This window comes from Thioalkalivibrio sp. ALE12, from assembly GCF_000381105.1.
Classification (GTDB): Bacteria; Pseudomonadota; Gammaproteobacteria; order Ectothiorhodospirales; family Ectothiorhodospiraceae; genus Thioalkalivibrio.
In genome coordinates this window covers 289,294-302,581 of record NZ_KB905905.1, presented here as the reverse complement: position 1 = coordinate 302,581, position 13,288 = coordinate 289,294, and the positions used below count along the sequence as shown (strand labels likewise).

Genomic DNA, 13,288 nt, shown 5'->3' with positions numbered 1-13,288 from the left:
CACGATGCCGGTTATCCCCAAACCCCGCGATGGGCTTCCCGCGCATGTGGCCATCATCATGGATGGCAACGGCCGCTGGGCCGAGGCGCGCGGTCTGAGCCGATCCGAAGGCCACCGCGCCGGGCTGGAGGCGACGCGCAACGCCGTGCGCTTCTTTGCCGAACAGGGCGTTGGCACCCTCACCCTGTTTGCCTTTAGCAGCGAGAACTGGGGCCGCCCCCGGGAAGAGGTCGAGGCCCTGTTCGACCTGTTTGTCTCCGCCATCGAGGCGGAGCTTCCGGAACTGGTCGAGCGCGGTATCGTGCTGCGCTTTATCGGGGATCGCGCCACGTTCCCGTCCGATCTTCAGGCACGCATGACCGAGGCCGAGGAGGCCACCGCCGGGAACGACCGCATGTGCCTGGTGGTGGCGCTGGGCTATGGCGGGCGCTGGGACATCCTGCAGGCGGCCCGGCGCTGGGTGGCCGACAGCGACCGCGGAGCGGACCCCGAAGCCGCCTTCTCCGGATATCTGAGTACGGCCGGCCTGCCGGACGTGGATCTGCTGATCCGCACCGGGGGTGAACACCGGGTCAGCAATTTCCTCTTGTGGCAGGCGGCCTACGCCGAACTGCTGTTCATCGAGACCTTCTGGCCGGATGTGACGAATACGGAGCTGGAGGAAGGGCTGACCTGGTACGCAAGCCGCCAGCGCCGCTTCGGGCGCGTGCCGGCCGCGGGCGACGCGGCCGCGCCGGGGGAGGCGACGGGTGCTTAGGCAACGGATCCTGACGGCGTCGGCCCTGGGCCTGCCGGCCCTGGCCCTGGTGGCCTGGGGCCCCAACTGGGCCGTGCTGCTCCTGGTGGTGCTGGTGCTCGGGCTGGCCACCTGGGAATGGGGCGGCCTGGCGGGACTGGTGGGCCACGGTGCCCGCGCCGCGCTGGTCGCGGCCGTGGGCGCCCCCGTGCTGGCGCTTGGAACTGCCCCTGCAGGGGCGCTGCACTACCTGATTCTGGGCCTGGCCCTGCTGTGGTGGCTGGTGATCCTGCTGGTGCTGCCGTTCTACCGGGAACACGAGGAGGGCGCGCGCGGCCGACATGGACCGCTGTTTGCGGTTGCGGCGATCCTCACGCTGGTGCCGGCCGGAATGGGCCTCGTCTGGCTGCACGCACTGGCCCCGTTGCTGGTGGTGTATCTGGTGGTGCTGGTGGGGCTCGCGGATACGGGCGCCTACTTCGCCGGCAAGGCCTTCGGCCGCAACCCGCTGGCGCCCCATATCAGCCCCGGAAAGACCCGCGAGGGGTTATTCGGCGGCCTGCTCACGGTACTGGCCTTCGCGACCGTGGTGGCGATCGGGTGGGGGCTTGCCCCGATGGACGCGCTGGTCTTCCTTCTGCTGTCGGTACTGATCGGTCTGGTGTCGGTGGTCGGGGACCTGTTCGAGAGCATCCTGAAGCGCGAGGCCGGGTCCAAGGACAGTGGTTCCTTGCTGCCGGGTCACGGGGGTATTCTGGACCGGTTCGACAGTATGGTTGCAGCCGCCCCGGTGTTCCTGGCCGGGCTGTTGTGGCTGGCGCTGATACCGGCCTCGCCGGTGACGGGATAGCGCGCGCAGGCGCAGGTACTCATGAAGACGACGCAGCTCACCATTCTCGGATCGACCGGCAGTATCGGGCTGAGCACGCTGGACGTGGTGGCGCGTCAGCCGGCACGGTTCCGCGTCCATGCCCTGACGGCCCATCGCAACGTGGAACGCATGCGCGAGCAGTGCCTCCGGCACGCGCCGGAAATCGCGGTGATGGTCGATGCGGATGCCGCGGATGCCCTGCGCACGGCCCTGGCGGCGTCCGGTTCGCGCACGCAGGTGCGCGCGGGCTCGGAGGCCCTGGCCGAGGTGGCTCGCGCGCCGCAGGTGGACGCGGTAATGGCCGCGATCGTGGGGGGCGCCGGGCTGTTGCCCACGCTGGCCGCGGCGGAGGCGGGCAAGCGGGTGTTGCTGGCGAACAAGGAGGCGCTGGTGATGTCCGGCGCCTTGCTGATGGATGCCGTGCGGCGCTCCGGGGCGTGCCTGCTGCCCATCGATTCCGAGCACAACGCGATCTTCCAGTGCCTGCCGAACGGGTACGTCTGTGCGGAGCCGGTGACACCGCACGGCGCCCGCCGGATCTGGCTGACCGCGTCGGGCGGGCCGTTTCGCGATCGTCCGCTGGACAGCTTCGCCGGCATCACCCCGGACGAGGCCTGCGCTCATCCCAACTGGGAGATGGGGCGCAAGATCTCGGTGGACTCCGCAACGATGATGAACAAGGGCCTGGAGGTGATCGAGGCCTGCTGGCTGTTCGCAGTACCGCCGGCGACGATCCAGGTGGTGCTGCATCCGCAGAGTATCGTGCACTCGATGGTGGCCTATGATGACGGCTCTGTGCTCGCGCAACTCGGGAATCCCGATATGCGAACACCGATTGCCCATGCCCTGGCCTGGCCCGAGCGCATGGAATCCGGGGTCGAGCCCCTGGACCTTCTGACCATGGGCCGGCTGGAGTTCTCCGAACCGGAAGCGGCGCGCTTCCCTGCGCTGGGGCTGGCCTATCAGGCCCTGGAGCGCGGGGGGACGGCGACGGCGGTGCTGAACGCGGCGAATGAGGTGGCGGTGGAGGCGTTTCTCGCCGAACGCCTGGCGTTCAGCGAGATCCCAGTGGTGATCGCCGCCACTCTCGATGCCATCGAGGCCGAGCCGGTGGACTCGCTGGAGCGGGTGTTGAGCGCTGACCGGAAGGCACGCGCGATCGCCGGGGAGCAGGTGGCGAACGCACGGCAAGTGGTGTCATGACCTTTCTGACGAGCCTGCTGGCATTTGCGGTGGCGATCGGCGTGCTCGTGACCGTGCACGAGTATGGACATTACCTGGCCGCGCGCCTGATGGGTGTCAAGGTGCTGCGGTTTTCGGTCGGTTTCGGGCGCCCGTTGTACAAGCGCTACTTCGGACGGGATCGGACGGAGTTCGTGATCGCCGCGCTGCCCCTGGGCGGCTACGTGAAGATGCTGGACGAACGCGAGGGGGCCGTCGCGCCGGAAGAGATCCCGCGCGCCTTCAACCAGAAGGGTCTCGGGGCGCGTACCTTCGTGGTGTCGGCGGGACCCGCGGCGAATTTCCTGCTGGCCATCGTGGTGTACGCCGTGATGTTCATGGTGGGCGTGGGAGGGGTCAAGCCGATCCTGGGCGAGGTGGCGCCGGAGACGCCGGCCGCCGAGGCCGGGCTCGAGCGCGGGCAGGAGATCCTGCGGGTGGGGGATCGCACGGTCGTGGACTGGGAACAGGCCAACCTGCGGCTGCTGGATCATGCCGTGCGCGGCGAGGCCGTGACCCTGCTGGTGCGGGATGTGGAGGGTCGCGAGTTCGAGCGCGAGGTGGATCTGCGCGATCGCCAGGCGCTGCTGGGCGAGGGGCAGTTCCTCGACAAGCTGGGCTTGCAGCCGTATCGCCCCGCGCTGGAACCGCGTATCGGCGCGGTCGAGGCCGGGAGCCCCGCCGCGGCGGCGGGGCTGGAGCCGGGTGATCGCGTGCTGGCCGTGGATGGCGACGCCGTGACCGACTGGAACGACTGGGTCGAGCGCGTGCGTGCCCGTCCGGAGACGGACTTGCAGGTGACGGTCGAGCGGGATGGCCGAACCCTGGAGCTGCGCATGACGCCGGAGGCTGTGGATCATGAGGGCACGCGCATCGGCCGGATCGGTGCCGGGGTGGACCCGGATCAGCCGGCGGCGCGGGAGATGGCGGTCCTGGTGCGTCAGGGCCCGGTGTCGGCCTTTGTTTCCGGTGTCCAGCGCACGTGGGATGTCTCGGTCCTGACGCTCGGCATCCTGTGGCGAATGATCACCGGGGATGCGTCGGTTAAAAATATCAGCGGACCGGTTACCATAGCCGAGTTCGCGGGGGTCTCGGCGCTGATCGGGGTCTCGGCGTTCCTGGGTTTCCTGGGGCTGGTCAGTGTTTCCCTCGGGATCATCAACCTGCTGCCGATCCCGATGCTGGATGGCGGACATCTGCTGTATTACGCCGCCGAGGCGGTCAAGGGCAGCCCGGTGTCGGAGCGTACCCAGATCATCGGCCAGCAGGTGGGGCTCCTGGCGATCGCGGGCCTGATGACACTGGCCCTGTACAATGATTTGACACGACTGTTCGGCTAGGCGTGGCGACAGGCCCCTCCGGATCGGGGGTCTTCGACGGGTCTGCCGAGCGGCCTTTTTCTGGCGGAGAGCATGGCGCGAAACAGCTTGAGAGGAATGGCCCTGATCGGCTTGCTGGGCCTGGCGGGGACGGCCTGGGGGCAGGCCTACGAGATCGAGGACATCGAGATCGAGGGGCTCGAGCGGATCACCGCCGGCACCGCGCTCAGCTATCTGCCCGTGCAGGTGGGCGATACCTTCGACGACAGTCGCAGCCCGGAGGTGATCCGCGAGCTGTTCCAGACCGGTTTCTTTGACGACGTCGAGATCGCGCGACGCGGTGACGTGCTGGTGGTGATCGTCTCGGAACGCCCCGCCATCAACGAGATCAACTTCTCCGGCAACCGCGACATCCCGGACGACGGGCTGCGGGAGGCCCTGAACTCCGCGGGCCTGCGCTCGGGGCGAGTGTTCAACCGGACTATGCTGGACCGTATCGAGAGCGAACTGCGCCAGCAATACTTCGCCCGTGGCCGCTACAACGTCCAGATAGACGTCGAGATCGTCGAGCTGCCGCGCAACCGCGTGGACGTAGAGATCGATATCGCGGAAGGGCCGGTGGCGAAGATCCGCCAGGTCAACGTGGTCGGCAACGAGAGCTACAGCACGCGCGAGCTGACCCGCGGTTTTGAATCCGGGGTGCCCCGCTGGTGGGCGTTCTTCAGTCGCCGTGACAATTACTCCCGCGAAAAGCTCTCCGGAGACCTGGAGCAGTTGCGTTCGCATTACCTCGACCAGGGGTTCCTGGAGTTCGACATCGACTCCACGCAGGTCACCCTGACGCCCGACCGCAAGGACCTGTTCATCACCATCAACGTGGACGAGGGCGAGCGCTACACGGTGACTGGCGTGGATCTGGCTGGCGAGTTCGTGATCCCGCGCGAGGAGCTGGAAGACCTGATCGAGGTGGATATCGACGCGCCGTTCTCGCGCAGCCAGATCACCGAGTCGGCGGAACGCATCAGCGAGCGGCTGACACGCGAGGGCTATGCCTTCGCCAACGTGAACCCGGTCCCCGATGTGGACGAGGACAACCGTGAGGTCGCGATTACCTTCTTCGTTGACCCGGGGCCGCGCGTGTATGTGCGTAACATCCGCATTACCGGCAACCAGAACACCGAGGAGCGGGTCTATCGCCGCGAGCTGCGCCAGATGGAGAGCGCCTGGTACAACGGCGCGCTGATCGAGCGCTCGCGGGTGCGCATCCAGCGCTTGCCGTTCGTGCAGAGCGTGAACGTGGAGACCGAGCGGGTCGCCGGTACGGATGACGAGGTGGACCTGAACATCACCGTGACCGAGCAGCAGTCGGGGGCCCTGTCCCTGGGGGCCGGCTTCTCGCAGAACCAGGGCCTGTTGCTGACCGCCAGTCTGACCCAGGACAACTTTCTCGGGACCGGGAACCGCTTCTCGACCGAGGTCAGTACCAGCAAGGTCAACCAGCTGTTCCGGATGAGCGTGACCAATCCGCACTTCACGCCGTCCGGCGCGAGCCGCGGATTCTCTGTCTTTTACCGGAAGATCGATGCCGAGGAGGCGAACATCTCGCGGTACTCGTCGAATCGCTTTGGCTTCGACGTGACCTACGGCATCCCGCTGTCGGAATTCGACCGCATCCAGGTCCGGCCCGGTTTCGAGAACATCGAAATCGAGACGGTCGAGGCGTCTGCGACGCGCATCGGCACACCGGACGAGATCATTGACGAGCTGGACGAGTTCGGTGACTCGGCGAATCTCTACAAGCTGGAGACCAGCTACGTCCATGACACGCGGGACAGCACGACCTTCGCCTCGGAAGGTCGGCGGCACCGGGTCGGACTGGAAGTGGCGATTCCGGGCAGTGACCGCGAGTTCTACAAGCTGACGTACTCGGGCCAGGAGATCTTCCGGCTGTCCGATCGCTATTCCTTCAGTCTGTCGGCCGGGCTGGCCTATGCGGATGGCTACGGGGGCGACGAGGTGCCGTTCTACGAACGGCTGTTCGCCGGCGGCATTCGCTCCGTGCGCGGGTATGAGGACAACCGCCTGGGCGACCTGCGCCCGCTGCGGGATGGCCAGCCCGCGACGCGTGATTCGAACGACGATCCCTACGGGGGTCGCTTCCGGACCACGCTGTCCGCGGAGCTGTTCTTCCCGATGCCGTTTGCCGCCGACAACGACGCGGTGCGCATGAGTACTTTCGTGGATGCCGGGAACGTGTTCGATCAGGTGTCGGATTTCGATAGTAGCGAGTTGCGCGCGTCGGCCGGGGTCGCGGTCACCTGGTTCTCCCCGGTGGGGCCGTTGAGCTTCAGTGTGGCCGAGCCGTTCAACGACCAGCCGGGTGATGATCTGCAGCGCTTCCAGTTCCTGCTGGGGGCCAGTTTCTGAAGATGGTCGATGCAAACGATGCCAGGGCATCGGGAGGCGGTATGAGATCCGGGCTCGCCTGGTGGGTGATCGTGATGATGGTCGTCAGCGGGTGGCTGGTGCTGCCGGCGGCGGCGGGCGCGCAGAACGTGGCCTTCGTCACCATGAACCGGATCCTCGAGGATTCGCCGCAGGCAGAGGAGGCGATGCGCGAACTGGAGCGCGAATTTTCCCCGCGCGACTCGGAACTCGTGGCGGAGCGCGAGGAGCTGCAGCGCCTGCGGGACCGGCTGGAGCGCGACGGGGACCTGATGAATCCGTCGGAACGGGCAGATCTGGAGCGCGAGTTCTCGCAGCGCTCGCGCGAGTTCCGGCGGGCCCAGGAAAGCTTCAGCGAGGACCTGAATGTGCGCCGCAACGAGGAGCTGGCCAAGCTCCAGCGGCGCATCAACGATGCCATTGTCGACCTCGCCCGCGAACGCGACATCGACCTGATCCTCACCGAGCGTAACGTGCTCTACGCCAGCGATCGCATCGATATTACGGACGACATCCTTGCCGCAATGCAGCGCGACTGACGGCGGGTATACCGCCCGCGAGCTGGCGGAAACCCTGGGCGGGCGGCTCGTCGGCGAGGGTGAGCGGCGGGTTGCGGGGCTGGCCCCGCTGGCCGCAGCCGGACCCGGGGATCTCAGTTTCGTCACCGACCCCGACCGGCATGCCGAAGAAATCGAGAACTGTGCCGCGGGCGTGATCCTGGTGCCCGCAACCGCGGACCTGCCTGTGATTCCCGGGCGGTCCCTGATTGTGCTGCAGGATGTCTACCTGGGCTATGCGCGTGCGAGTCAGTGCCTCGGCGCCCGCCGCCGCTTGCGGCCCGCGGGCGTACATCCGGGTGCGTTCGTCGATCCCGGTGCTTCGGTGGCGGCCGATGTAAGCGTCGCGGTCGGCGCCGTGATTGGTGCCGGGACGGTGATCGGCGCGGGGGCCGTGGTGTCCGCGCATTGTGTGGTCGGTGAGGGCGTCACCATCGGGGCCGGCACCTTCCTGCACCCGCGCGTGACGCTGCTCGATGGGGTGGAGGTCGGGGAACGGTGCATCCTGCACAGCGGCTGCGTGATCGGCGCCGACGGCTTCGGCTTCGCATCGGCCGGCGGCAACGGCTGGGAGAAGATCGAGCAGCTGGGCCGCGTCGTGATCGGTTCGGATGTGGAAATCGGGGCCAATACCACCATTGATCGCGGGGCGCTGCAGGCGACGCGCATCGGCACCGGTGTGAAGATCGACAACCTCGTTCATGTTGCCCATAACGTCGAGATTGGCGACCATACTGCCATTGCCGGCTGTGCGGGCATTGCGGGGAGTGCCCGTATCGGGGCCCATTGCGCGATCGGGGGCGGCGCCGGGATCCTGGGCCATCTTTCCATTGCGGATCACGTGACGATCCACGCGATGACGCTGGTTACGCGCTCCATCGACCGGGCGGGTCACTACGCGTCCGGGGTGCCGCATCAGGAGGCGCGGCTGTGGAATCGCATGCTGGCACGGCTGCGACGCCTGGCACGTTAGGGGGACGATCCCGTCCCGGGAACAGCCGGTTCGGGCCCATGTACGGGCGAAGAACCGATCGAACGTCGTATTGCACGTCCGCGCAGCGGTCCGTATGCGGCATCTCAAGAATCAGAAAAAGGACACCGGCGTGGATGACTTTAACGTCCAGGAGATCATGCGCTACCTGCCGCATCGCTACCCGTTCCTCATGGTGGATCGGGTGCTGGAGTGGGAGGCGGGCAGCTATCTCACGGGGATCAAGAATGTCAGCATCAACGAGCCGTATTTTCAGGGCCATTTCCCGATCAAGCCGGTGATGCCGGGGGTCCTGATCCTCGAGGCCCTGGCCCAGGCGACCGGGCTCCTGGCATTCAAGACGGAAGAGGCGCGCAACGAGAATCAGGACAAGCAGCAGCTCTACCTGTTCGTCGGCATCGACGAGGCGCGTTTTCGACGTCAGGTGGTGCCCGGCGATCAGCTTCACCTGCGGGTCGATCTCAAGCGGACGGTGCGCGGGATCTGGCGCTTCGATGCGGTAGCGAAGGTCGGCGAGGATGTCTGCGCCACCGCACAACTGATGTGTTCCGGCCAGGAAATTCCGGCGTGATTGATCCGCGGGCCGACGTCCACCCCAGTGCCGAGATCGACTCCTCGGTGGAGATCGGACCGTTCTCGGTGATCGGTGCCAACGTGAAGATCGGCGCCGGGACCCGGGTCGGGCCGCACGTGGTGATTAACGGGCCCACGGAGATCGGGCGCGACAACCGGATCTTCCAGTTCTCCTCGCTCGGGGAGGAGCCGCAGGACACCAGCTATCGCGGCGAGCCGACCCGGCTGGTGATCGGTGACCGCAACGTGATCCGCGAATCGGTGACGCTGCACCGGGGCACCGAGAAGGGGCTGGGCGAAACGGTGATCGGGCACGACAACCTGATCATGGCGTACGTGCACATCGCCCACGACTGCACCATTGGCAACAGCATCATCTTCTCCAACGCCACTTCGCTGGCCGGGCATGTGGAGATCCAGGATCACGCAACACTGGGGGGGTTCACCCTGGTGCATCAGTTCTGCCGGGTGGGGACCTATGCCTTTACCAGCATGGGGGCCGCCCTGAACCGCGACCTGCCGCCGTACTGCCTGGCGAGCGGAAACTACGCGCGTCTGATCGGGATCAACAAGGTGGGGCTCAAGCGCAATGGCTTTTCCAACGAGGCCATCCAGGCGCTCCATCGGGTATTCATTCAGGGCATGCGCGGCCGGGCCGGCCGCGAGAGCCACCTCGACACGATGTTCGAGGAGACCGACGTCCCCGAGGTGCGCAACCTGATCGGGTTTGTCCGTGGCAGCCGGCGCGGCATCCTGCGCGGCGGCCGCCCCCACTGACCTTTGCGCTCCAACTCCCTCGGTCATTGAACCACAGAGGACACGGAGTGCACGGAGAAGGGCAGAGGCGATTCACAGGAAGGTCGGAAGGGGCGAAGAAATTCCGATTCAGATGGTTTCAGTAAACGGGCCTTTCTGGCGGACCGTTGCTGTAACCGCAAAGTGAATGGGCCATCACCGGTATGTGATCCGGGGGCGACCCATTCGTCATTTTGGGTCACAAAGCGACGTGGCGAACGGCGAGGGCGCCCCGTCTCACGGAACATAGTCGCGCTACGTTCGCAGCCACGCTCCCTCAGGAGCTCCCAGATGCCCCCGAGCCCACCGGCGCCTCACCCCTGTAACCCCTTCCTGCCTTCCCAGCTTCCTGTATACCGCCTTTGAGCTTTCCCTTCTCCGTGCACTCCGTGTCCTCTGTGATTAAATCAGCGTCTCCCTAGTCAACAGATGGCCGTGCTGGAGGAGTTCCTGCGCCATTTCGGCGACGCGGCGGTCGGCCCCACCATCCCCCAGGCGTTCTCGCACGCGGGCCAGCCGTTCACGCATGGCCAACCGTTCCTCGGGGTGTGTGAGCAGGCTCATGGCATCCCGCGCGAGGCGCTCGGGGCTGGCATCTTCTTGCAGGTATTCGGGTACCAGGCGCTCGCCCCCGACGATGTTGACCAGGGCGATGTTCTCGAGGCGAACGAGGCGCGAGAAGACAGCATGGCTCACGGCCCCCATCCGGTAGAAGACCAGCATCGGGGCCTGGAGCAGTCCGGCCTCGAGCGTGGCTGTGCCGGAGGCAATCAGCAGCAGATCCGCCCCGGCCATCAGGGAATGGGTCTGCGCATCACCTCCCACGAACTGGAGGGGCAGGTCGTCCCAGGCCGCGAGTTCGGCCAAGCGATCGGTCGTCACCCCGGGCGCCATCGAAACCACGAACCGGACATCCGGATGCGCGGCATGGATGCGCCGGACCGTGTCTACGAGCATAGGCCAGTGGCGCTTCAGTTCGCCGCTCCGGCTGCCGGGCAACAGGCCGACCAGCCGCGTCTCGGGCAGCAGGTCCAGCGTTTCCCGAATCGGTGTTTGCGGCGGTTGCACCCGGTCCACCAACGGGTTGCCGACATAGCGCACCGGTACGCCGGCGGTCTCGTAGACCTCGGTCTCGAACGGGAACAGGACCGCCATGGCGTCGACGCAGCGGCGAATGCGCTTGATGCGCCCGGAGCGCCAGGCCCAAAGCTGCGGGCTGACGTAGAACAGCACGCGAATCCCGAGGCGGCGGGCATGTGCCGCGAGGCGCAGGTTGAACTCCACGTAGTCGACCAGGACCAGCAGGTCCGGACGCTCGGTTTCGAGATGGCGGCTCATGCGCCGGAACAGCCGGCGCAGGCGCGGGTAGTTCACCAGCACATCGACCAGGCCGACCACCGCGAGCTCGGAGACGTCGATCAGCGTGTCGACGCCGGCGGCCCGCATCTGTGTCCCGCCCATGCCCGAGTAGCGCAGTCCGGGCTCGAGCGCGGAGAGCTCGTGGACCAGCCCCGCCCCGAGGGCGTCTCCCGAGCTTTCGCCGGCGCAGATCACCACATGCTGCGTCATTGCCGGAGCGGGGCTCCAGTCGGCGCGGGGCGGGGTGGCGTCATGCGAGGGCTTCGCGGATCTTCCCGCAGATCATGTCGATGGTCGCGTCCTCGAGTTCCGGGAACACGGGCAGCGACAGGCAGCGCGCGGCGACGTCTTCGGTGACGGGCAGCGATTCCGGTCGATTCTTCAGGTCGGCGAAGGCCTTCTGCTGGTGCAGGGGCACCGGGTAGTAGATCGCGCAGGCGACCTCGGCGGCCTTGAGGGCCTCCATGATGGTATCGCGGTGATCGGTCAGCAGCGTGTACTGGTGGTAGACGTGGGTCCCGATACCGTCCTCGAACGGCACCTCCACGGGCAGGCCGGCCAGGCCGTCGCGGTAGCGCGCCGCGACCCGGCGGCGCTCCGCGTTGTAGGTATCGATGTGCGGCAGCTTCACCCGCAGGATCGCGGCCTGCATCTCGTCCAGCCGGCTGTTGTAGCCGATCTCGTCGTGATAGTAGCGCTCGCTGGAACCGTGATTGCGCAGACGGCGCAGGGCCTCGGCGGACGACGGGCAGCTGGTGGTGACCAGGCCGCCGTCGCCGAAGGCCCCGAGGTTCTTGCTGGGGAAGAACGAGAAGCAGCCGAAGGCATTGCCCGCACCGGTCTGCACGCCGTCGACCGTCGCGCCAAAGGACTGCGCACAGTCCTCCACGATCATCACCTTGTGCTTCTCGGCGATGGCCTGCAGGCGTGGCATGTCGGCTGGCTGGCCGAACAGGTGCACCGGCAGGATCGCCCGGGTGCGTTCGGTGATCGCAGCCTCTACCTGATCCGGATCGATGTTGAAGGTGCGCGGGTCGATGTCCACGAAGATCGGGTCGGCCCCGACGTAGCGGATGGCCTCGGCCGTGGCGATGAAGGTGAACGGGGTGGTGATGACCTCGTCACCCGGGCCGATCCCGGCCGCGGCCAGGGCCAGATGCAGGGCATCGGTGCCCGACGCGCAGGTGATCGCGTGCTCGACGCCGAGGTAGTCGGCCAGTTCCTGTTCCAGGGTCTGCACATTGGGGCCCAGGATGAAACGGGCGCCGGCCAGCACGTCCTGAAGGGCGGCATCGATTTCGGGGCGCAGGCTCTGGTACTGGCGCTGCAGGTCGACCATCGGGATCACGGCTTGACTCCTGTGGGGTTCGCATCGAGGTGGCTGTGCGGGCCGTCGGCCCGGCTCATGATGTTCAGGTTTTCATAGACCAGGTCGGTGATGCGGCTGGCCGTCTCCAGCGCGCGCTGGCCGTCGCGGCCGCTGACGACGACCGGACCCTGGCCGCGGACCGCGGCCACGAAGGCCTGGATCTCGGCGAGCAGGGCATCGGCCTCGTCGAACACGCTCTCCTCGCGATGAATGGCCGGGGCACCGGTCTCCGGATCGGGGTCACCGATATGGTTCAGCGACAGGATGCGATTCTGGAAGTCGACGGATGCGTAGGCATGCGACTGAAAGATGCGCATGCGGCGCTCGGACTTGGTGCTGATGCGGCTGGAGGTGACATTGGCGACGCAGCCGTTCGCGAACTCCAGGCGGGCGTTGGCGATGTCGATGTCGCCGGTCAGCACCCGGGCACCGGAGGCGCGGATCTCGGTCAGCGGCGCGTCCACCAGCGACAGGATGATGTCGATGTCGTGGATCATCAGGTCCAGGACGACCGAGACATCGGTGGCGCGCGGCTTGTAGGGCGCCAGGCGATGGGACTCGATGAATCGGGGATGCAGCGGGCTCTCGGTCAGTCGGCGCAGGGCGGCATTGAAGCGTTCCAGATGCCCGACCTGGAGTACCACGCCCTGCTTCTCGGCGATCCGGTTCAGGGCCTCGGCCTGCTCCAGGGTCGCAGTGATGGGCTTCTCCACGAGCACGTGGCAGCCTGCCTCGAGGAAATCGCGGGCGATGTCGTAGTGAAGGGTGGTGGGGGCGGCGATGGAAACCGCATCGACCTGCCCGATCAGGGCACGATGATCGGTCTCCGCACGGCATTCGTTGTCGGCCGCCACGCGTTGGGCGGTTTCGGGGTCGGCGTCGACCACGGCCACCAGTTCGGTATCGGGGAGCGCAGCGTACTTGGCGGCATGCCATCTGCCGAGGTGGCCCACGCCGATGGCGGCGCAGCGTAACGGGGATTGGGACATGGGTAGGCTCGGATCCGGAGGGGGTGTGCTAGGATTTTCGGCGCTATTGTAACGGATCCCCGG

At 66.8% G+C, this 13,288-nt stretch carries 12 protein-coding genes; 9 read left to right on the top strand and 3 right to left on the bottom strand.

Annotated features, from left to right (window positions below):
• Window positions 1-4 precede the first annotated feature (4 nt).
• From uppS to lpxA, 9 genes are all read left to right on the top strand, one after another.
• Window positions 5-757: a polyprenyl diphosphate synthase gene (gene uppS, locus F614_RS0101430; protein ID WP_018866992.1), complete on the top strand. Its 753-nt coding sequence runs from the start codon at window positions 5-7 to the stop codon at window positions 755-757.
• Complete coding sequence (locus F614_RS0101425) at window positions 750-1,586, top strand: phosphatidate cytidylyltransferase (RefSeq protein ID WP_018866991.1); 837 nt, start codon at window positions 750-752, stop codon at window positions 1,584-1,586. The genes uppS and F614_RS0101425 overlap by 8 nt, the downstream gene beginning before the upstream one ends.
• A 21-nt stretch (window positions 1,587-1,607) precedes the next feature.
• Window positions 1,608-2,810 (top strand): 1-deoxy-D-xylulose-5-phosphate reductoisomerase, encoded by a 1,203-nt coding sequence (ispC, locus tag F614_RS0101420; RefSeq protein ID WP_019558087.1) that lies wholly within the window; start codon window positions 1,608-1,610, stop codon window positions 2,808-2,810.
• Window positions 2,807-4,168 (top strand): RIP metalloprotease RseP, encoded by a 1,362-nt coding sequence (gene rseP / locus F614_RS0101415; protein WP_019558086.1) that lies wholly within the window; start codon window positions 2,807-2,809, stop codon window positions 4,166-4,168. Before ispC ends, rseP begins: the two co-directional genes overlap by 4 nt.
• 72 nt (window positions 4,169-4,240) lie before the next feature.
• On the top strand, window positions 4,241-6,574 hold the full coding sequence (gene bamA, locus F614_RS0101410) for an outer membrane protein assembly factor BamA (RefSeq protein ID WP_369771862.1): 2,334 nt from the start codon (window positions 4,241-4,243) through the stop codon (window positions 6,572-6,574).
• A gap of 41 nt (window positions 6,575-6,615) precedes the next feature.
• Entirely contained in the window at window positions 6,616-7,131 is a 516-nt protein-coding gene (locus tag F614_RS0101405; RefSeq protein ID WP_018866987.1) for an OmpH family outer membrane protein, read from the top strand.
• Window positions 7,109-8,122: a UDP-3-O-(3-hydroxymyristoyl)glucosamine N-acyltransferase gene (gene lpxD / locus F614_RS0101400; RefSeq protein ID WP_019558084.1), complete on the top strand. Its 1,014-nt coding sequence runs from the start codon at window positions 7,109-7,111 to the stop codon at window positions 8,120-8,122. The genes F614_RS0101405 and lpxD overlap by 23 nt, the downstream gene beginning before the upstream one ends.
• A gap of 94 nt (window positions 8,123-8,216) precedes the next feature.
• Complete coding sequence (gene fabZ, locus F614_RS0101395) at window positions 8,217-8,711, top strand: 3-hydroxyacyl-ACP dehydratase FabZ (RefSeq protein ID WP_018866985.1); 495 nt, start codon at window positions 8,217-8,219, stop codon at window positions 8,709-8,711.
• Complete coding sequence (gene lpxA, locus F614_RS0101390; protein ID WP_018866984.1) at window positions 8,708-9,490, top strand: acyl-ACP--UDP-N-acetylglucosamine O-acyltransferase; 783 nt, start codon at window positions 8,708-8,710, stop codon at window positions 9,488-9,490. The genes fabZ and lpxA overlap by 4 nt, the downstream gene beginning before the upstream one ends.
• Window positions 9,491-9,910: 420 nt before the next feature.
• Here the strand turns inward: lpxA and lpxB are convergent, their stop codons facing one another.
• The 3 genes from lpxB to F614_RS0101375 are packed head-to-tail and all read right to left on the bottom strand — an operon-like array spanning window position 9,911 to window position 13,225.
• Entirely contained in the window at window positions 9,911-11,077 is a 1,167-nt protein-coding gene (gene lpxB / locus F614_RS0101385) for a lipid-A-disaccharide synthase (RefSeq protein WP_019558083.1), read from the bottom strand.
• Window positions 11,078-11,117: 40 nt separating this feature from the next.
• Window positions 11,118-12,215, bottom strand: coding sequence for a DegT/DnrJ/EryC1/StrS aminotransferase family protein (locus F614_RS0101380; RefSeq protein ID WP_019558082.1), 1,098 nt, complete (start codon window positions 12,213-12,215; stop codon window positions 11,118-11,120).
• Complete coding sequence (locus F614_RS0101375; RefSeq protein WP_019558081.1) at window positions 12,212-13,225, bottom strand: Gfo/Idh/MocA family protein; 1,014 nt, start codon at window positions 13,223-13,225, stop codon at window positions 12,212-12,214. Before F614_RS0101375 ends, F614_RS0101380 begins: the two co-directional genes overlap by 4 nt.
• Window positions 13,226-13,288 lie beyond the last annotated feature (63 nt).